General features: G+C 74.5%; 18 protein-coding genes. 10 read left to right on the top strand and 8 right to left on the bottom strand.

Annotated elements, in window-relative coordinates:
• Positions 1-247 precede the first annotated feature (247 nt).
• The 3 genes from KPL60_RS20030 to mihF all read left to right on the top strand — a co-directional run bounded on the left by KPL60_RS20030 (position 248) and on the right by mihF (position 2,772).
• Positions 248-1,678 carry an NAD(P)/FAD-dependent oxidoreductase gene (locus KPL60_RS20030; RefSeq protein WP_226355579.1) on the top strand — a complete coding sequence of 477 codons (1,431 nt, stop codon included), beginning with the start codon at positions 248-250 and terminating at the stop codon, positions 1,676-1,678.
• A gap of 91 nt (positions 1,679-1,769) precedes the next feature.
• Positions 1,770-2,213, top strand: coding sequence for an ester cyclase (locus KPL60_RS20035; protein WP_226355578.1), 444 nt, complete (start codon positions 1,770-1,772; stop codon positions 2,211-2,213).
• A gap of 247 nt (positions 2,214-2,460) precedes the next feature.
• Entirely contained in the window at positions 2,461-2,772 is a 312-nt protein-coding gene (gene mihF / locus KPL60_RS20040; RefSeq protein ID WP_020621796.1) for an integration host factor, actinobacterial type, read from the top strand.
• 70 nt (positions 2,773-2,842) lie between these two features.
• On the opposite strand, the gene KPL60_RS20045 is transcribed toward mihF, so the two are convergent.
• Genes KPL60_RS20045 through KPL60_RS20060 form a run of 4 tightly spaced genes read right to left on the bottom strand, consistent with a single transcriptional unit; the run spans position 2,843 to position 6,410 of the window.
• Positions 2,843-3,829 carry a glycine betaine ABC transporter substrate-binding protein gene (locus KPL60_RS20045; RefSeq protein ID WP_226366808.1) on the bottom strand — a complete coding sequence of 329 codons (987 nt, stop codon included), beginning with the start codon at positions 3,827-3,829 and terminating at the stop codon, positions 2,843-2,845.
• A 1-nt stretch (position 3,830) separates the two neighbouring features.
• On the bottom strand, positions 3,831-4,625 hold the full coding sequence (locus tag KPL60_RS20050) for an ABC transporter permease (RefSeq protein WP_073575474.1): 795 nt from the start codon (positions 4,623-4,625) through the stop codon (positions 3,831-3,833).
• On the bottom strand, positions 4,622-5,758 hold the full coding sequence (locus KPL60_RS20055) for an ABC transporter ATP-binding protein (RefSeq protein WP_226366913.1): 1,137 nt from the start codon (positions 5,756-5,758) through the stop codon (positions 4,622-4,624). Before KPL60_RS20055 ends, KPL60_RS20050 begins: the two co-directional genes overlap by 4 nt.
• Positions 5,759-5,762: 4 nt before the next feature.
• On the bottom strand, positions 5,763-6,410 hold the full coding sequence (locus tag KPL60_RS20060; protein ID WP_226355575.1) for an ABC transporter permease: 648 nt from the start codon (positions 6,408-6,410) through the stop codon (positions 5,763-5,765).
• Between the two features lie 83 nt (positions 6,411-6,493).
• On the opposite strand from KPL60_RS20060, the gene KPL60_RS20065 reads away from it, so the two are divergent.
• On the top strand, positions 6,494-7,513 hold the full coding sequence (locus KPL60_RS20065; RefSeq protein WP_308016789.1) for an alpha/beta hydrolase: 1,020 nt from the start codon (positions 6,494-6,496) through the stop codon (positions 7,511-7,513).
• Here the strand turns inward: KPL60_RS20065 and KPL60_RS20070 are convergent.
• Together KPL60_RS20070 and KPL60_RS20075 are read right to left on the bottom strand one after the other, a co-directional pair.
• Positions 7,495-8,193 carry a response regulator gene (locus KPL60_RS20070; protein ID WP_226355573.1) on the bottom strand — a complete coding sequence of 233 codons (699 nt, stop codon included), beginning with the start codon at positions 8,191-8,193 and terminating at the stop codon, positions 7,495-7,497. The genes KPL60_RS20065 and KPL60_RS20070 overlap by 19 nt on opposite strands.
• Entirely contained in the window at positions 8,190-9,818 is a 1,629-nt protein-coding gene (locus tag KPL60_RS20075; protein ID WP_226366809.1) for a sensor histidine kinase, read from the bottom strand. The genes KPL60_RS20070 and KPL60_RS20075 overlap by 4 nt, the downstream gene beginning before the upstream one ends.
• 144 nt (positions 9,819-9,962) lie before the next feature.
• Between KPL60_RS20075 and KPL60_RS20080 the strand changes: the two genes are divergently transcribed.
• From KPL60_RS20080 to KPL60_RS20105, 6 genes are all read left to right on the top strand, one after another.
• Complete coding sequence (locus KPL60_RS20080; RefSeq protein ID WP_226355571.1) at positions 9,963-10,997, top strand: tripartite tricarboxylate transporter substrate binding protein; 1,035 nt, start codon at positions 9,963-9,965, stop codon at positions 10,995-10,997.
• Positions 10,998-11,231: 234 nt separating this feature from the next.
• Entirely contained in the window at positions 11,232-12,194 is a 963-nt protein-coding gene (locus KPL60_RS20085; protein WP_226366810.1) for a tripartite tricarboxylate transporter substrate binding protein, read from the top strand.
• The gene (locus tag KPL60_RS20090; RefSeq protein WP_226355569.1) at positions 12,191-12,724 is read left to right on the top strand and encodes a tripartite tricarboxylate transporter TctB family protein; all 534 of its coding nucleotides are present in this window, start codon (positions 12,191-12,193) and stop codon (positions 12,722-12,724) included. The genes KPL60_RS20085 and KPL60_RS20090 overlap by 4 nt, the downstream gene beginning before the upstream one ends.
• A complete protein-coding gene (locus tag KPL60_RS20095) occupies positions 12,724-14,232 on the top strand; it encodes a tripartite tricarboxylate transporter permease (RefSeq protein ID WP_226366811.1) in 1,509 nt (502 codons plus the stop codon). Before KPL60_RS20090 ends, KPL60_RS20095 begins: the two co-directional genes overlap by 1 nt.
• A gap of 148 nt (positions 14,233-14,380) precedes the next feature.
• Positions 14,381-14,755 (top strand): hypothetical protein, encoded by a 375-nt coding sequence (locus tag KPL60_RS20100; RefSeq protein ID WP_226355567.1) that lies wholly within the window; start codon positions 14,381-14,383, stop codon positions 14,753-14,755.
• A 15-nt stretch (positions 14,756-14,770) separates the two neighbouring features.
• Positions 14,771-16,741 carry an amino acid transporter gene (locus KPL60_RS20105; RefSeq protein ID WP_226366812.1) on the top strand — a complete coding sequence of 657 codons (1,971 nt, stop codon included), beginning with the start codon at positions 14,771-14,773 and terminating at the stop codon, positions 16,739-16,741.
• Here KPL60_RS20105 and KPL60_RS20110 read toward each other — a convergent pair.
• Both KPL60_RS20110 and KPL60_RS20115 read right to left on the bottom strand, forming a co-directional pair.
• The gene (locus KPL60_RS20110; RefSeq protein WP_226355565.1) at positions 16,738-18,324 is read right to left on the bottom strand and encodes an AMP-binding protein; all 1,587 of its coding nucleotides are present in this window, start codon (positions 18,322-18,324) and stop codon (positions 16,738-16,740) included. The two genes, KPL60_RS20105 and KPL60_RS20110, sit on opposite strands and share 4 nt — an antisense overlap.
• Positions 18,324-19,475, bottom strand: coding sequence for an acyl-CoA dehydrogenase family protein (locus tag KPL60_RS20115; RefSeq protein ID WP_226355564.1), 1,152 nt, complete (start codon positions 19,473-19,475; stop codon positions 18,324-18,326). Before KPL60_RS20115 ends, KPL60_RS20110 begins: the two co-directional genes overlap by 1 nt.
• Positions 19,476-19,515: the final 40 nt, after the last annotated feature.

Here is a 19,515-nt window from a genome sequence, read left to right on the forward strand (position 1 = left end):
CACGGTCGTGCGAACCCGCATCCGGCTTCCGCTCCCCCACCGTGTGAGTTCGGACTCTGAAAGGCGTTTCCGGAGCGATCCGAATTGCCCCGGCGGCCGTGGGTTCGTACGGTCGGAGACCGGCCAGGACGGCCGCCGTCCACCGCCGACACCAGGACTCAGGGTCCGGAGGCGGGGACCGACACCGGCCATCGAGCAGGTGCGCGGTGACGCCGCGCCAGGACCGACCGACAAGGGGCGGACTCAGGTGAGCACGGCAGAGCACGACGAGCGGCAGGGCCGGCACAAGGTCGTGATCGTCGGCGGAGGGTTCGGCGGTGTGCAGGCCGCCAAGGCGCTCAAGGGCGCCGATGTCGACGTGACGATCGTCGACCGCACGAACCACCACCTCTTCCAGCCGCTGCTCTACCAGGTGGCGACGGGCATCCTGTCCCCCGGCCTGATCGCCCCGGCCCTGCGCCGGGTGCTGAAGAAGCAGAGCAACGTACGCACCCTGCTCGCCGAGGTCGGCGACATCGACCTCGAGGCCAAGGTCGTCCACGCGGCCGCGCCGGACGGGCAGCGGATCGTGCTGCCCTACGACACCCTCGTCGTCGCCGCGGGCGCCACGCACGCCTACTTCGGGCACCCGGAGTGGGCCGAGCACGCGCCCGGCATGAAGTCGATCGAGGACGCCCGGCTGCTGCGCTCGCGCATCCTGGGTGCCTACGAGCTCGCCGAGGTCGCGACGACCGAGGAGGAGAAGCAGGCGTGGATGACCTTCGTGGTCGTCGGCGCCGGCCCCACCGGCGTCGAGCTCGCCGGTCAGCTCGCCGAGCTGGCGCAGTACGTGCTGCCGCGTGAGTACCGGTCGATCGACACCCGCTCCGCGAAGATCATCCTGCTCGACGCGGCGCCGGCGGTGCTCCCGCCGTTCGCGAAGAAGCTGCAGAACTACACGCGCAAGACGCTGGAGAAGAAGGGCGTCGAGGTCCGCCTGAACACCATGGCGACCGGGATGGACGCCGACTCCATCACGGTGAAGGGCCCGAACGGCGAGGAGCGCATCACCGCCCGCACCAAGGTGTGGGCCGCGGGCGTCCAGGCGTCGCCGCTGGGTGAGCTGCTGGCGAAGGCCTCCGGCGGTGAGGTGGACCGCGCGGGCCGTCTCACCGTCGACCCGGACTGCAGCCTGCCGGACCGCCGCGACGTGTTCGCGATCGGCGACATGGTCTCCACCATCGACCGGCTGCCCGGCGTCGCGCAGGTCGCGATGCAGCAGGGCACCTACGTCGGCAAGCTGATCAAGGCGCGGGCGAAGGGCGACGACACCACCCCGGCCCCGTTCAAGTACTTCGACAAGGGCTCGATGGCCACCATCGGCGCCCGCGAGGCCGTCGCCGACGTCCGCGGCATCAAGCTCACCGGCTGGCTCGGGTACTTCATCTGGTGCTACGTGCACGTGATGTTCCTGATCGGCTGGGGCAACCGCTTCGGCACGCTCTACAACTGGCTGCGGTCGCTGCGCTACGCCCGCTTCCGCGGGCACCGGCTGATCAGCGTCACCGCCTCCTACGACAAGGCGGTCGACCCGGAGAAGCCGCTGGGCGAGAAGACCGACGAGCGCGCCGAGCTGGACCCGCGGGTCTCGCCCGGCACGCCGCCCGCGCCCGAGGAGCGACCGGCCGCCACGGCCTGAGCCGGCCACGCACCACGACCGACGCCCGGGGGCATGTGCCCCCGGGCGTCGTCGCGTGCGCGGGTGGGCCGGGGCGTGGCACCGTGATCGGGTGACCCCGGCGATGCAGGTCCTGATGCGCGACATCGCACGGCTCTGGGACACCGCGGCCGACGCGCTCTACGACGCGGGCGACCCCGGTCCGGCGACGGCGGCGCTGGCCACCGATGTGAGCTGGACCGAGCTGCCGACCGGCGCCGGGGGCCACGGCCGGGACGCGGTCGCCGCGCACCTGGCCGCCGTCGCCGCGGCCCGGCCGTCCGGGCTGACCCGGACCCGGGTGTCGCGCACCGTCGACGTCCGCCGGGTGGTCGACGAGGTCCGCGTCGGCTTCACCCACGACCGGGAGCTGCCGTGGCTGCTGCCCGGGATCGCCCCCACCGGGCGCGCGGCGGAGGTGCTGGCGGTGCAGCTGGTGCGGGTGCGGCAGGGCCGGATCGACGAGGTCCGGACCCTCTGGGACGTCGCGGGACTGCGCTCCGTGCTCGACGGGTGAGCCCATCGTCACCGCTTTCGCGTTCTCATGCCGCTGACCTGCGGCAACAGTCCCGACCCCGCGTCGTGCGACGGGCGGTCGCCCGGGTGCGGTGAGCAGCGCCACGGACGGCCCCGAACAGGGCCGACACGCCCTGAAGAGGGGGTTCCCGCAGGTCGTGGCGATGTCTCTGCCAGTCTGTACCGCGATCGGAGATGGCAGTCCACCCCGGTGAGCGGGGTGCGTGAACCGAGAGGAGTTGTCAGCGATGGCTCTGCCCACCCTGACCCCGGAGCAGCGCGCCGAGGCGCTCAAGAAGGCGGCTGCGGCCCGTACCGCCCGCAAGGAGCTCCGCGACAAGATCGCCAGCGGCGAGGAGACCATCCCCGCGGTGCTGGGTCGCGCGAAGACCGACCAGATCGTCGGGAAGACCAAGGTCGCGGACCTGCTCAAGAGCGTCCCGGGCTGGGGCCCGGCGAAGGTCTCCAAGGTGATGGAGGAGGCCGGCATCGACGTGTCGCGCCGTGCCGCCGGCCTCGGCGACCGTCAGCGCGCCGCGCTGATCGAGAAGGTCGGCTGACCTTCCCCCAGCGCCTCGCGACGGCCCGGTACGCACACTGTGCGGACCGGGCCGTCGCGCGTTCTGCGGGTCAGGCCCCGATGAGGCCGTGGCCGGCGAGGAACTGCTGGGCGACCGACGTGGCGCTGCGGCCCTCCAGGTCGACCAGCCCGTTGAGCTCGATCATCACCTCGACGGTGAGCAGCTCGCCCAGCGTCGCGGCCAGCGTCCGCAGCGGCGGGTACCGGTCCACGGTCTCCGCCCGGCAGGTCAGCGCGGCCAGCTGGGTGGTGAAGAAGTTCCGGTCGTCGGCCAGCACGACGAGGTCGAGCGAGCGGATCCGCGCGTCGGTCGTGAACACCTCCGCGAGGTCGCACGGGCTGGACCGGGCGACGTTGACGAAGTTCAGCGCGAAGTCGTTCTGGTAGGTCTGCGCGGCCGGGAACGTGATGCCGTAGGCGGCCTGCATGTCGGCGAACTCGCGGTCGAGGAACTCCGCGGCCCCGCAGAACGTCGCCCGGGACTCGTCGGCGGCGAAGTAGGGCCCCAGGTCGGACAGCGTCCGGACCTCACCGAGCGGGCCGTCGGCGTCGCCGCGGCGGGCGACGGCGTACTGGTTGCCGAAGCGGGCGGGCCCGAGCCAGGCGACGTCGTTGCGCTCGAGGTCCTGGGCGGCGACGGCGTCGTAGAGCGCCCGCTCACCGGGGATGGTCGTGTCGTTGCCCAGGAACAGCGTCCAGCCGGTGCCGGCGTACTCCCAGTAGACGTCGACGTCGCCCTGTTCCAGGGCCGCACGGACGATCGTGGAGCCGGACAGGCCGGTCCGGTCGACGGTGCGGGCCCCGCAGGCCTGCAGCGCGAGCAGGGTGATCGCGCCGAGCACCCGCTGCTCGGTGAACTCCTTCGAGCCGACGGCCAGCTCGGCGCCGGACAGATCGACGTCGCGGGCCAGGGACCCGCCGCGCAGCTGCTGCGGCGACGGGCCGGCGACGGCGGCCGCGGCGCCGCAGCCCGAGACGAGCGCCGCGACCCCGGCGAGCAGGCCGGGCAGCGCGCGGCGCGGGAAACGGGTGGTCATCTCAGAGCCCCTTCGGGTGCAGGACGTCCTCGGCGAGGCCCGCCAGCCAGTCGATGAGCAGCGCGAGCGCCGCGACCAGCACGCTGCCGGTGACCAGGACGAGGGTGCGGTTGGACGCCAGACCGTTGGAGATGATGTCGCCCAGCCCGCCGGCGCCGATGAACGTCGCGAGCGCGACGGTGCCGGTGGTGATCGTCAGCGTGGTCCGGACGCCGGCCAGGATCACCGGCACCGCGAGCGGCAGCTCGACGGAGAACAGCACGCCGCGGCGCGTCATGCCCATCCCGCGTGCCGCCTCGATCACCGAGCGGTCGACCTGCTCCAGCCCGGCGATCGTGTTCCGGACGATCGGCAGGATCCCGTGGAGCACGAAGGCGAGCACCGCGATCACGGTGACCGGCAGGGTCAGGAACGCCACCGCGAACAGCACGATGAGACCGATCGACGGGATCGCCTGGCTGATGTTGGCCACGGTCAGCACCGGCCCGGCGAAGCGGCGGGTGGCCTCCCGGGTCAGCAGCACGCCCAGCGGCACCGCGATCACCAGCACCAGCACCGACACGACGGCGGTCAGCCAGACGTGCTGCCAGGTGCGGCTCGCGATGTAGGCGGCGTCGAGGCTGCGCGCCTCGATCGAGTCGAGCTCGCGGGAGGACACGACCAGGTACAGCGTCGTCAGCGCGACGACGACCACGAGCGGCCGGGCGAGCAGCGCCGCCCACCGCCGGGCCGGGCGGGCGGTCCCGTCCGGCCGCGGCCCGGTCGTCGCGCCCGGGCGGGCGGCGGTGACGGTCATCGGGCGACGCTCCGGGTGTCCTGGCCGGCCGGGGCCGCGCCCGCGGGCCGGTGCACGGTCGCGAGGATCGTGTCGAGGTCGAGCACGCCGCGGTGCACGCCGTCGCCGTCGACGACGGCCACGGCGTTCGCGTTGCCGGCGAGCATCGCGTCGAGCGCGGTGTGCAGGGTGTCGTCCGGGCCGATCCGGGTGACGACGGGCAGCCCGTGGTCGAGCACGTCACCCGAGGCGTCGCGGGGCAGCCAGCCCAGGGGGCGGCGGTCGTCGTCGAGGAGCAGCACGAACTCGTGCTCCCCCGCGCGCAGTGCGGCGAGACGCTCCTCGCGGGTCGCGCCGCGCCCGACCGTCGGCCGGACGGGCACGTCGACCTCGCCGACCCGGGTCAGGGTGAGCCGCTTGATCGTGGCGCCCGCCCCGACGAAGTCGGCGACGAACTCGCTCGCGGGCTCGGTCAGCAGCTTCTCGGGGGTGTCGAACTGCTCCACCCCGGAGCCCGCGTCGAACACCGCGATCCGGTCGCCCATCTTCACGGCCTCGTCGATGTCGTGGGTGACGAACACGATCGTCGTGCCGAGCTCGGCCTGGATGCGCAGCAGCTCGTTCTGCAGGGTCTCGCGGGTCAGCGGGTCGATCGCGCCGAACGGCTCGTCCATCAGCATCACCTCGGGGCCGGCCCCGAGTGCGCGGGCCACGCCGACGCGCTGCTGCTGGCCACCGGAGAGCTGCTTGGGGAAGCGGCCGCGGAACTCGTCCGGGTCGAGCCCGACCAGGGTGAGCAGCTCGTCGACGCGCTCGGCGGTGCGGCGGCGGTCCCAGCCGAGCATCTTCGGCACGGTCGCGACGTTCTCGGCGACGGTGCGGTGCGGGAACAGCCCGGTCTGCTGGATGGCGTAGCCGATCCGGCGGCGCAGCTGGTCCGGGTCGACGGAGGTGACGTCGTCGCCGTCGAGCAGGATCCGGCCCGAGGTCGGCTCGATCAGCCGGTTGATGAGCTTCATCGTGGTCGTCTTGCCGCAGCCCGACGGGCCGAGGAACACGACGAGCTCGCCGCGCGGCACCTCCAGGTCCAGGCGGTCGACGGCGGGCCGCTCCTGCCCCGGGTAGCGCTTGGTGAGCTGTTCCAGCCGGATCATCGGCTCAGGCACGGATCCCCCTCGAGGTGGTCAGGCGGGTGAGCAGGGCGATCGCGGCGTCGAACAGGACCGCCAGCACGACGATCCCGGCGATGCCCTGCACGGTCAGGTAGATCGCGAACGGGGTGCCCGCGCTGGACAGGCCGGACAGGATCAGGTTGCCCAGCCCCGGCCCGTTGACGGCCGCGGAGATCGCGGCGATGCCCAGCAGCAGCTGCGCGGCGACCCGGACCCCGGCGAGCACCACCGGCCAGGCCAGCGGCAGCTCGATGCCCAGCAGCAGCCGGGTGCGGTCCATCCCGACGCCGCGGGCGGACTCGGTGACCGCCGGGTCGACCGCGCGGAGCCCGACGATCGCGTTGCGGACCACCGGCAGCAGGCCGTAGAGCATCAGCGCGACGACCGCGGGGCCCCACCCGAGCCCGAGCAGCGGGATCAGCAGCCCGAACAGCGCGTAGGACGGCACCGTCATGATCAGCGACGACCCGTTGACGGCGGCGGCCCGGCCGAGGTCGGTCCGGTAGGTGGCGACGGCGAGCGGCACGCCCACCACCACCGCGAGTGCCAGCCCCACCACGACGAGCGCGGCGTGCTCGAGGGTGTACCCGAGCACCTCGCCCCAGTTCGTGGAGAGATACTCCCAGAAGCCCATGACCGGCATTCTCTACGCACACCGGACCAACCCCCCACCCGGTCGGCGGAGGCGGACCGTCACCGGTCTGGCAGCCTGCGCATGTGGAGATCGCCGGCACCGTACGCGAGGTCGAGACCGAGCCGGGCGTGACCCTCTGGGTGCAGGACCTGCCCGCACACCGGCCGACTCCGGCGGCGCCGGTGCTGCTGGTGAACGGGGCGGGCTCGGCGGGGTACGGCTGGCCGGACGCGCTGGTCGAGGTGCTGCGCGAGCGGCACCGGGTGGTCCGCTACGACCATCGCGACACCGGCCGCTCGACCCACGCGTTCGAGGACCGGCCCTACGCCGTCGCCGACCTGGCGACCGACGCGCTCGCGGTGCTCGACGGCTGCGGGATCGACCGGGCGCACCTGGTCGGGATGTCGCTGGGCGGGACGCTGGTCCAGCTGCTCGCGCTCGACGCGCCGCACCGCATGGTCAGCGCGACGCTGCTGTGCACCGCAGCGCTCGACACCGGCGACGCCGACCTGCCCGGCCCGACCCGGGACGTGCAGCGGATGTGGCAGGAGCTGGGCGACCCGCGCGACGAGGCCGGGGAGCTGGCCTGGCGGGTCGAGTACTGGCGACGCGTCTCCGGCGGGGTGCTGCCGTTCGACACCGCGGAGTTCGCCGCGCGCGAGCGGCGGATCATGGACCACACCGGGCGGGTCGAGCCGTGCACCGCGCACGCCCAGGCCGACCTCGACGGGCTGGACCGCGGCGCCGAGCTGGGCTCGGTCACGGTGCCGACGCTCGTCGTCGAGGCGCCGGAGGACCCGGTGCACCCGCCGCCGCACGCGGACCACCTGGCGGCGCGGATCGGGGCGGCCGCGCAGCTCGTCACGGTGGACGGGATGGGGCACGCCCTGCCGGACCTGCTGTGCGAGCCGATCGCGGCGGTGCTGCTGGAGCACGCCGCCGAGGCCGAGGAGGCAGAGGCCGACCCGGTGGCACCGCAGGCGGAGGCGGACCCGGCGGCTCCGCGGGCGGAGGCCGATCCGGCGGCTCCGCGGGCGGAGGCCGATCCGGCGGCTCCGCGGGCGGAGGCGCTGCGGGGCGCCGGTCAGCCGACCCAGCGGTAGCGGCGCTCCGGGCGGCCGGTGCCGCCGTAGCGCAGCCGTACGGTGACCTGCCCGGTCGACACGAAGTGCTCCAGGTAGCGGCGTGCGCTGACCCGGGACAGCCGGGTGGCCTCGGCGCACTCGGTCGCCGACAGGTCCGCCTCCGCGTCGGTCCCCGAGTGCTCGCGCAGGGTCCCCGCGACGAGCTCCGCGGTCGGGGTCGTCAGCCCCTTCGGCATCCGTTCGGGGCCGCCGGGGGTGCGGGCCGGGGCGGCACCGGTGCCGCCGAAGAGCCGGTCGATGTCGGACTGGTCGCGGACCCGGTCCAGGTCGCGCCGGATCCGCGTCGCGCGGTGCACCTGGGCGGCGAGCGCGGCGGAGTCGAACGGCTTGACCAGGTAGTGCAGCGCACCGCCGTGCAGGGCGGCGGCGACCGTGTCGGAGTCGTCGGCGGCGGTCACGACCAGCACGAACGGGTCGTCGGCGGCGCCGGTGCGCAGCCGCGTCAGCACCTCCAGGCCGGACATGTCGGGGAGGTAGACGTCGAGCAGCACCAGCTCCGGGCGGAGCCGGGCGGCGGCGTCGAGGGCGTCGGCGCCGTTGTGCGCGACGCCGACCACGGTGCAGCCCTCGATCCGCTCCACGTAGCCGGAGTGGACCTTCGCGACCATGAAGTCGTCGTCGACGACCAGGACCCTCACACCCGCACCCCCGTCGGCGCCACCGGCAGCACCGCCTCGAACACCGCACCGACCCGGCCCGCCGGTGCCGGCCGCACCGCGATGGTGCCACCCCGGCGCAGGCACGCCTGCCGGGCCAGGGCCAGGCCGAGCCCGCGGCCGCCGATCTCGGCGGCCTTGGTCGAGTAGCCGGCCCGGAACACCTCCTCGGCCAGCTCGGAGGCGATCCCGGGGCCGGAGTCGCGGACCTCGACCCAGACCTCGTCGCCGTCGGTGTCGCCGCCGCCGGCGAGCCCGATCTCGATCCGGCGCGGGCCGTCCCGCCCGGCGGTCGCGTCGATCGCGTTGTCGATCAGGTTGCCGAGCACGGTCACGAGGTCGGCGGACAGGTCCGGGTCGTGGTCGGGGTCGGTCGGGTCGAGCCGGGACTCCGGGTCCAGGGCCAGCTCCACGCCGCGCTCGGCGGCCTGGCTGTTCTTCGCGACGAGCAGCGCGGCCGTCGCCGGGTCGCCGACGCTGGCGGTGACCTCGCGGCGCCACCCCTCCGAGGCGGCGACGATCCCGGCGACGAACCGGCGCACCTCGTCGTGCTCGCCGAGCTCGGTGAGCCCGGCGATGGTGTGCAGCCGGTTGGAGAACTCGTGGGCCTGGGCGCGCAGGGTGTCGGTGACGGTGTGCGAGGCGTCGAGCCGGTGCTGCAGGGTGGTGAGCTCGGTGCGGTCCCGCAGGGTGACCACGGCGCCCACGTCGCGGCCGTCGACGCGGACCGGACGGCGGTTGAGCACCAGGGCCCGGGTGTCGCGCAGCACGAGCTGGTCCTCGCCGTCGGCGGCACCGGTGAGGACCTCGCGGAGCCGGTCGTCGATGCCCAGGTCGGCGACGGCGTCGCCCTCGCGCGCACCGGGCAGCTCCAGCAGCTCGCGGGCGACCGGGTTGAGCAGGGTGATCCGGTCCGCGGTGTCCAGCCCGACCACGCCCTCCTTGATCCCGAGCAGCATCGCCTCGCGGCGCTGCACCAGCTCGACGATCTCGTCGGGCTCCAGGCCGAGGGTCTGGCGGCGGACCCGGCGGGCGAGCAGCAGCGACCCGAGGACGCCGACGCCCAGCGCCAGCCCCAGCAGCGCGCCGGTCTCCGCGCGGGCCCCGGCGAGGGACTCCCACAGCGACGGCGCGCGGATCCCGGCCGACACCAGACCGGCGACGGCGCCGCGGTCGTCGATCACCGGCACCTGGGCGACGACGGTGCGCCCGTCGGGGTTGCCGACCCAGGCCCGGCCCTGCGGCGCGGTGCTGGCACCGGGGTCGAAGCGCTGCCGGACCCGGGACGGGTCCGGTGAGGTGCGCACGACGAGCCCGGCGTCGACGATCTCGATCTCGTCGGCCCCGGACAGGTTCTCCGCGCTGCGGGCGAACGACGGCAGCAGGTCGTAGCGCCGGGTCTGCAACGCCTCGCGGACGGTCGGCACGGACGCGACGTCCTCGGCGACCGACAGCATCCGGCGCCCCTGGGTCTCGCGGAACGACTCCGAGGACTGCACGGCGGCCAGCGCCGCGACCGCGGCGAGCAGCACGACCACGACCACCAGCTGCCAGACGAGGAACTGGCGGGCCAGCGGTCCACCCGTCCCCCCGGCGCGCCGTCGCATGCGCCCAGCGTAGGACGCGCGGCGACGGCGGCGGCCACGCGAGGCGGTGGGACCACGACGCGTCGCGCGGCTCACCCTCGGTGGACCGGCCCGGCCGCGGACGCGCAGACTCACCGGCGGCGGCACGGCGACGGGCGGGTGGGCATGGCGGGGACGGTGACGCGGCCCGGCGGGCCACCGGTCGCCCGCCGCGCCCGCCGGGGCCCGGTCGTCGCGCTGGTCGCGGTGCTCGTGCTGGCCCTCGCCGCGGTCGTCGTCCCGATCGTGCTGACCGACGGGCCGCGGCCGTTGTCCGACCTGCGCATCCTGGTCCCCAACCCACCCGGCGGCGGCTACGACGTCACCGCGCGCAGCGCGGCGAAGGTGCTGTCCGACACCGGGATCGCCGGCCCGGTCGAGGTGTTCAACCTGTCCGGTGCCGGCGGGATCGCCGGGCTCGGCCGGGTCGAGGGCGAGGCCGGCAACGGCAGGCTCCTGATGAGCATGGGGCTCGGGATCGTCGGGGCGACCGCGTCCCGGGACACCCCGCTCTCGCTCGCCGACACCACGCCGATCGCGCGGCTGACCGAGGAGTCGGAGATCGTCGTCGTGCCCGCGGACTCGCCCTACCGCGACGTCCGCGCGCTGCTCGACGCCTGGCGCGCCGCCCCCGGCGGGCTCACCGTCGGCGGCGGCTCGACCGTCGGTGGGCCGGACCACCTCGCCACGATGCTGCTCGCCGAGGGCACCGGCATCGCCCCCGCCCGGGTCCGCTACGTGTCCTACGAGGGCGGCGGTCCGCTGCTCGCGGCGGTGCTGCGCGGCGAGGTGGCCTTCGCGGTGTCCGGGGTGGGCGAGTTCGCCGACCAGATCGGGTCCGGGGACCTGCGGGTGCTCGCGGTGACCGCGGGCGAGCGGGTGCCCGGCCTCGACGTGCCGACGCTGCGCGAGTCCGGGGTGGACGTCGAGTTCAGCAACTGGCGCGGGCTGGTCGCGCCGCCCGGTCTGTCCGACGCCGACCGCGCCGCGCTGGCCGACGCCGTCGCCGCGATGCGCGGCACCCCCGAGTGGCGGCAGGTGCTGGCCGCGAACGGGTGGCACGACGCCTGGCTCCCGGGCGCGGACTTCGCCCGGTTCACCGCCTCCGAGAACGAGCGGGTGGAGCACGTCCTGGGTGAGCTGGGCCTGCGGTCGCGCTGACCCCGTCCGGCGCGACCGAAACGACCACAACGACCGTTGTGGCCGTTACGGAGACACCGGACGGGTGACTCCGCACACTTCAGCGCGTTCGCTTCGCAACGGTGAGATCGGACGCACATGCCCCAGTCGACGGCTCCTCCGCAGTCGCAGGAACCGCCCTCGCAGCACCGGCCCACGCCGGACGACCCCGCGCCGCCCGTGCCGCGGCCCCGGGTCGGACCTCTCCTCGGCACGGTGGTGGCCGTCCTGGCCGCGCTGCTCCTCGTCCCGCCCGCGGTGGGCGCGATCGGCGGCGGCGGCGACGGCACCCAGCTCCGCGGACTGCGGATGCTGGTCCCGAACGCCCCCGGCGGCGGCTACGACGTCACCGCCCGCAGTGCGGCAAAGGCCATGGAGGACGCCGGGCTGACCGGGTCGGTCGAGGTCTTCAACCTGCCCGGTGCGGGCGGCACGGTCGGGCTCGGCCGGACCGTCAACGAGGCCGGCGACGACCGGCTCGTGATGAGCATGGGCCTGGGCGTGGTCGGCAGCGTGTACTCCAACGACTCGCCGGTCACGCTCGAGCAGACCACGCCGATCGCGCGGCTCACCGAGGAGACCGAGATCGTCGTCGTCCCCGGTGACTCGCCCTACCGGAACCTCGGCGACCTGCTGGCCGCCTGGCGGGCGGCCCCGGGGAAGACCCCGGTCGGCGGCGGCTCCTCCCCCGGTGGCCCGGACCACCTGGCCCCGATGCTGATGGCCGAGGGCGCCGGCGTGGACCCGCGCGCGGTCAACTACATCTCCTACGACGGCGGCGGCGAGCTGCTCGCCTCGGTCCTCGGCGGCAAGGTCGCGTTCGGGGTGTCCGGGCTCGGCGAGTTCGCCGACCAGATCGCCTCCGGTGACCTGCGGGTGCTCGCGGTGACCGCGGGCGAGCGGATCCCGGGCCTCGACGCGCCGACGCTGCGCGAGTCCGGCATCGACGTCGAGTTCACCAACTGGCGCGGCGTCGTCGCGCCGCCGGGGCTGGGCCCCGAGGGCGTCGCCGAGCTGGAGCGCGCCTACGCCGAGCTGCACGCGACGCCGGAGTGGCGCGAGGTGCTGGCACGCAACGGCTGGCAGGACGCGTACCTGCCGGGGCCGGAGTTCGGCCGGTTCCTGGCCGACGAGGACGCCCGCGTCGAGCGGGTGCTGACCGGGCTGGGGCTGACGTGACGACCATCGGGGACACCGGGAACACCGGGACCGCTCGCTCCTGGTGGAAGGAGCACTCGGAGCTGGGTGTGTCGGTGCTGCTGGCCCTCACCGGCCTGCTGGTGCTCGGCGACACCCTCGCCGAGGGCGGCGGCGGCAGCGCGTCCGACCCGCTCGGACCGCGCACCGTCGCGTTCGTGCTCGGCGCGGCGCTGCTGGTGCTGGCGGCGCTGCTGACCGTCGACGTCCTGCGCGGCGGCCGCGGCGAGGCCGAGGGCGGCGAGGACGTCGACCTCGACGTGCCGATGGACCTGCGCACGGTCGGGATGCTGGCCGGGGTGATCGTCGCGACGGCGGCGCTCATCCCGCTCGCCGGCTGGCCGATCGCCGGGACCGTCCTGTTCGCCGGCGCCACCTACGCGCTCGGCTCGCGCGCGGTGCTCCGCGACCTCGGCATCGCCGCCGGGGTCTCGCTGCTGACCTGGGTGCTGTTCGACGCGGTGCTCGGCGTCGACCTGCCGGGCGGCCCGCTGATGGGGGTGTTCGGCTGATGGGCACGTTCGACCTGCTCATGAACGGGTTCGCGCACGCGCTGACCCCGCAGAACCTGCTGTTCGCAGCGTTCGGGGTGCTGCTCGGCACCGCGATCGGCGTGCTGCCGGGCATCGGCCCGGCGATGGCGGTGGCACTGCTGCTGCCGGTGACCTACGCGTTCGACCCGACCGGTGCGTTCATCATGTTCGCCGGCATCTACTTCGGGGCGATGTTCGGCGGGTCGACGACGTCGATCCTGCTGAACACCCCCGGCGAGTCCGCCTCGGTGATGGCGGCCATCGAGGGCAACCCGATGGCGAAGTCCGGGCGCGGCGCCCAGGCGCTCGCCACCGCCGCGATCGGGCACTTCATCGGCGGCATCGTCGGCGTGACCGGGCTGGTCCTGGTCGCCCCGCTGATCGCCTCGGTGGCCGTCGACATCGGCGCCCCGGACTACTTCGCGATCATGGTGCTGGCCTTCGTCGCCGTCAGCGGCGTGCTGGGCGCCTCGCGGGTCCGCGGGTTCGCCGCGCTCGCCCTGGGCCTCACGATCGGCCTGGTCGGGCTCGACCCGATCTCCGGGCAGCCGCGGCTCACCTTCGGGGTGCCGCAGCTGGCCGACGGCATCGACGTCATCATCGTCGCGGTCGGGCTGTTCGCGATCGGCGAGGCGCTGTGGGTGGCCGCCCACCTGCGACGACGCAAGCAGGAGGTCATCCCGGTCGGCCGTCCGTGGCTGGGCCGCGAGGACCTGAAGCGCACCTGGAAGCCGTGGCTGCGCGGCCCGTTCATCGGGTTCGGCTTCGGCTCGATCCCGGCCGGCGGCGCCGAGATGTCGACCTTCATGGCGTACGTGACCGAGCGGAAGCTCTCGAAGCACCCGGAGCAGTTCGGGAAGGGCGCCATCGAGGGCGTCGCCGGGCCGGAGTCCGCGGCCAGCGCGTCGTCGGCGGGGACGCTGGCGACGATGCTGACCCTCGGCCTGCCGACGACGGCGATCGCCGCCGTCATGCTCGCCGCGTTCCAGCAGTTCGGCATCCAGCCCGGCCCGCTGCTGTTCCAGAAGGAGCCGGACCTGGTCTGGACGCTCATCGCGAGCCTGTTCATCGGCCTGGTCATGCTGCTGGTGCTGAACCTGCCGCTGGCCCCGGCCTGGGCGAAGCTGCTGCGGATCCCGCGGCCGTACCTCTACGCGGGCATCCTGTTCTTCGCCTGCGTCGGCGCGTACGCGGTCTCCGGCCAGCCGGTCGACCTGCTGGTGCTGCTCGCGATCGGCGGCATCGGGTTCCTGATGCGCCGGTTCGGGCTGCCGGTGCTGCCGGCGATCATCGGCGTCATCCTCGGTCCGGACGCGGAGCTGCAGCTGCGCCGCGCCCTGCAGATCGCCGACGGCGACGTCACCACCCTGGTCTCCACCCCGTTGGCGATCGTCGTGTACTCGCTGATCGCGATCCTGCTGGTCGCCCCGGTCGTGCTCCGCGCGGTCCGCGCCCAGCGGGGTGACCGGGAGTCCGAGACGGTCTGACCCCGTCGGCGCCCCGACACGCCCCGCGGCCGCACCGGCCGCGGGGCGTCGTCGTGCGCGCGGTGATCCGTGCGCCGCGCGCGTCCGGACGCACGCGCGGCACGGATCACCGCGCGCACAGCGGATCACGTCACGGCAGGATCGGGTCATGGGGTTCGACGCCGCCCGCGCGCTCGCCGAGACGCTGCTGGCCCACCAGCGCCCGGAGCTGTGGGAGCGCGCGCAGCGGGCGGCGATCGCGGCCCGCACCGCCGCCGAGGACGGCGGGCACGACCGGGACCTGCTGATGACGGCCGCGGTGCTGCACCCCATCGGGCACTCGCCGGTCGCCCGCCGGACCGGGGACCCGCAGCGCGACGCCGCCCGGTTCCTCGAGGTCCGCGGCTACGACGCGCGGGTCGTCGAGCTCGTCGCCGGGCGCGGCCCGCTCGCCGGTGCGCTGCGCGCCTGCACCGACGCGGCCACCATCACCCCGTCGGATACGGACGATCCGCCCGCAGGAGCGGCGCCGACCGTGTCGTAGCGCAATCCTGGGCCGGTGGCGATCACCGAGACCCCGCGGCGGGTCCGCAACCGGGTGGGCTCCTGGCTCCTGCAGGACGCGCACCGCCCCGACCGGCAGGGCCCGCACGCCCGGCCCGAACCGGAGCACCCACGCCACGCCTGGTGGAAGGTCATGTGCCTGACCGGCGTCGACTACTTCTCGACGCTGGGCTACCAGCCGGGGATCGCGGCGCTCGCCGCCGGCGTGCTCTCCCCCGTCGCCACCCTCGTCCTGGTGGCGGTGACGCTGCTGGGCGCGCTGCCGGTCTACCGCCGCGTCGCCCGGGAGAGCCCGCACGGCGAGGGCTCCATCGCGATGCTGGAACGGCTGCTGCCCGGGTGGCGCGGGAAGGTGTTCGTCCTGGTCCTGCTCGGGTTCGCGGCCACCGACTTCCTCATCACGATGACGCTGTCCGCGGCCGACGCGACCGCGCACCTGGTGCAGAACCCGCTGGCCCCCGCGGCCCTGCAGGGGCAGAACGTGCTGATCACGCTGCTGCTGCTCGCGCTGCTCGGCGGGGTGTTCCTCGCCGGGTTCTCCGAGGCCATCCGGATCGCGGTCGCGCTGGTCGCGGTCTACCTGGTGCTCAACGCCGTCGTCGTGGTGGACGGGCTGGTCCGGATCGTCGCGGCGCCGCACGTCGTCGCGGGCTGGTCGGCGCTGCTCGTGTCCCGCTACCCGGACCCGCTGCTCATGGTGGGGGTCGCGCTGATCGTGTTCCCGAAGCTGGCGCTGGGCCTGTCCGGGTTCGAGACCGGGGTGTCGGTGATGCCGCTGGTGCGCGGCCGCGACGGTGACACCGAGGACCGCCCGGAGGGCCGGATCGCGGGCACCCGGCGGCTGCTCACCGTCGCCGCGCTGGTCATGAGCACCTTCCTGGTGACCTCCAGCGTCGTGACCGTGCTGCTGATCCCCGAGCCGGAGTTCGCCCCCGGCGGGCAGGCGAACGGGCGGGCGCTGGCGTTCCTGGCCCACCGCGACCTGGGGAACGTCTTCGGCACCGTCTACGACCTGTCCACGATCGCGATCCTGTGGTTCGCCGGGGCCTCGGCGATGGCGGGCCTGCTCAACCTGGTGCCGCGGTTCCTGCCCCGCTACGGGATGGCGCCGTCCTGGGCGCGGGCGGCGCGGCCGCTCGTCCTGGTCGTGATGGTGGTCGCGTTCGCGGTCACCCTGCTGTTCGACGCCGACGTCGACGCCCAGGGCGGGGCCTACGCCACCGGCGTGCTGGTGCTGATGACCTCCGCGGCGGTCGCCGTCGCGCTGTCGGTGCGGCGCACCGGGAGCCGCCCGGCCGTCGTCGCGTTCGCGCTGATCGCGCTCGTGTTCGTCTACACGACGGTGGCGAACGTCGTCGAGCGGCCGGAGGGCGTGAAGATCGCCGCCTGTTTCATCGCCGGGATCCTGGTGGTGTCGCTGCTGTCGCGCACCCTGCGCGCGTTCGAGCTGCGCATCACCGACGTCACCCTCGACGACACCGCCCGCGGGTTCCTCGACGAGTGCTCCGGCTCCGGCAGGCCGCTGCGCCTGGTCGCGCACGAGCCCCGCCCCGGCGAGCGGGACAGCGTCGCCCGCGACGAGGAGTACCGGGAGAAGCTGGCCGAGGAGACCGAGGACCACCACATCCCCGACCCCGGCCGCGTGGTGCTGGTCGAGGTCACCGTCACCGACCCGTCGGAGTTCGAGTCGGGCATCGCCGTGCGCGGGGAGCGCCGCGGCCCGTACCGGGTGCTGACGACGTCGGCGCCGTCGGTCCCGAACGCGATCGCCGCGCTGCTGCTGCACCTGCGCGACGTCGGCGACCGCGCCCCGCACATCTACTTCGACTGGACCGAGGGCAACCCGGTGCGCCACTTCGGCCGGTACCTGTTCACCGGCGTCGGCGAGGTCGCCCCGATCACCCGGGAGATCCTCCGGGAGGCCGAGCCCGACGTGGCCCGGCGCCCCGTGGTGCACGTCGGCTAGGGCGGCCCGTAGTGGCCGGCGTGGGTCTCGCGGACGACGTTCTTGCGGATCTTCCCGGTCGAGGTGCGCGGCAGCTCGTCGGCGACGATCACCGCCTTCGGGACCTTGTAGGGGTCGAGGTGCCCGCGCAGCGCGGCCAGCAGCGCGTCCGGGTCGACCGTCGCGCCGGGCCGGGGCACGACCACCGCGGTGATCGCCTCGCTCCACCGCTCGTGCGGCAGCCCGACCACGACCGCCTCCGCGACGTCCGGGGCGGCCGCGTAGACGGCCCGCTCGACCTCCAGCGAGGCCACGTTCTCGCCTCCCGTCTTGATCACGTCCTTGACCCGGTCGGCGAACCACAGCACGCCGTCCTCGCCGAGCCGGCCGACGTCGCCGGAGTGGAACCAGCCGTACCGGAACGCCTCGGCGGTCGCGGCGTCGTCGTCGAGGTAGCCGTTCATGGTGGACGGGCCGCGGTAGACGATCTCGCCCTCCTCCCCCGGGCCGAGCAGGGTCCCGCCGGAGTCCATGACCGCGACCCGGACCCCGGTGATCGGGGTGCCGACCGCACCGATGTGGGTCAGCTGGTGCTCGGGCCGGAACAGGGTGGTGCACGGGCTCATCTCGGTCTGTCCGAACAGCAGCGCGAAGTCGCAGCCGAAGCCGTCCAGGCAGGCCCGGATCAGCGGCTCGGGCATCGGCGCCATCGCGTACACCGCGCGCCGCAGCGACGACAGGTCCCGACCGGCGAACGACGGGTGCTCCAGCGCCGCCCGGTACATCATCGGCAGCCCGAACACCTGGGTGATCCGCTCGCGCTCGACGGTGTCGAGGAACGCGGCGGGCTCGAACCCCCGGGCGAGGTGGATCGTCGCCCCGACCAGCACCGCCGGGGTGCAGAACGCGTTGAGCTGCGCGGTGTGGAACATCGGCATCATCGCCAGGAAGCGGTCCGCCGCCGACCAGCCCGAGTCCAGCGCCGCGGAGAACGACTCCAGGGTGACCGCCAGGTGCGAGGTGACGACGCCCTTCGGGAACGACGTCGTCCCCGAGGTGTACAGGTAGGACAGCGGGTCCCGATCCTCGACCAGCACCTCGACCGGCCCGGCGCCGTCCCCTCCCCCGGCCTCGACGTCGGCCAGCGGGACCCCGGCACCGGCCACCCCGCCGGTGCCGGGCGCGACGAACACCTCGGTCACCGCGGGCACCTGCTCCCAGGCGGGCGCGAGCGCCGCGACCAGCTGCGCCTCGACGACGATCCCGCGGGCCCGGGAGTGGCCCAGGACGTAGGCGACCTCGTCCGGACGCCAGCCCAGGTTCACCGGCACGCAGACCAGGCCGAGGCGGGCGCAGGCGTAGTAGACGGCGAGGAACTCGGCGCTGTTGCCCGAGGCCAGCGCGAGCGCGTCGCCGCGGGTCCAGCCGCGCGCGGCGAGCCCACGGGCCAGCCGGTCCACCCAGGCGTCCAGCTCGGCGTAGGTCCAGGACCGCTCCCCGTCGACGACGGCGGTCCGCCCCGGCCGGGCGGCCGCGCTGCGGCCGAGCGCGTCGGCGACGTTGACCCGCCCGATCAGGTTCCGGTCGAGCTCGCCGGCACCCATCAGTACGACCTCGGCAGCCCGAGCCCGTGCTGGGCGACGTGGTTGAGGATCATCTCGCGGTTCACCGGCGCGACCTGCATGAGCCGGGCCATCCCCCAGTACGGGATCAGCCCGTACTCGCTGGCCAGACCGTTGCCGCCGTGGGTCTGCATGGCCGCCTCGACGGCGTGCGTCGCCGCCTCGGCCGCCGCGTACTTGGCCATGTTGGACTCCTCGCCCGCGGGCATCCCGCGGTCGTGCAGCCAGGCGGCCTTGCGGGTCATCAGCGCCGCGAGCTCGGTCTCGATCCGGGCCCGCGCCAGCGGGTGCGAGACGCCCTGGTGGGCGCCGATCGGGGTGTCCCAGACCTGCCGGGTGCGGGCGTAGTCGGCCGCCTTGGCCAGCGCGAACCGGGCGATGCCGACGCCGAGCGCGGCGCCGGTGATCCGCTCGGGGTTGAGGCCGCGGAAGACCTGGCGGAACCCGTCGCCCTCGGCGCCGACCAGGTTGCCCGCCGGGACGCGGACGTCGTCGAAGTGCAGGACGTGCTGCTTGTCCGGGGCGATGAGGTCCACCGGCAGCGGGGTGCGGGTCAGCCCGGGCGAGTCGACCGGCACGACGAACAGGCTCAGGCGCGCCTTCCCGTCCGGCGCCTTCCCGGTCCGCGCGACGACCAGCACGGCCTCGGCGTCGTCGGTGCCGGAGATGTAGTGCTTGGTGCCGGTGAGCACCCAGTCGTCGCCGTCGCGGTCGGCGCGGGTCGCCATCCGGTGGGTGTTGGAGCCCGCCTCCGGCTCGGTGATCGCGAAGACGACCTTGGTCGAGCCGTCGGCGAGCCCCGGCAGCCAGCGACGGCGCAGCTCCTCGGAGCCGAACTCCCCGATCACCTCGGCCGAGATCGCCGCGGACACCAGCACCAGCAGCAGCGGGGCGCCCTGCGCCGCGGCCTCCTCGCAGACGATGGACAGCTCCACGAGCCCGCCGCCACCGCCACCGTGCTCCTCGGCGACGTTGACGCCCAGGAACCCGGCCTGCCCCATCGCCTTCCACAGCTCGTGGGTGTGCCTGCCCTCCCGGGCGCACCGCAGGTAGTACTCGCTGCCGTAGGAGGCCGCGATGGCGGCGACGGCCGCCCGCAGATCGCGTTCCTCGTCGGTCTCGGTGAAGTCCACACCGACTCCCTAGTGATCCGTTGTTCACTTGTGGCGGACC

This window comes from Pseudonocardia sp. ICBG162 (genome assembly GCF_020496225.1).
GTDB lineage: Bacteria > Actinomycetota > Actinomycetes > Mycobacteriales > Pseudonocardiaceae > Pseudonocardia > Pseudonocardia alni.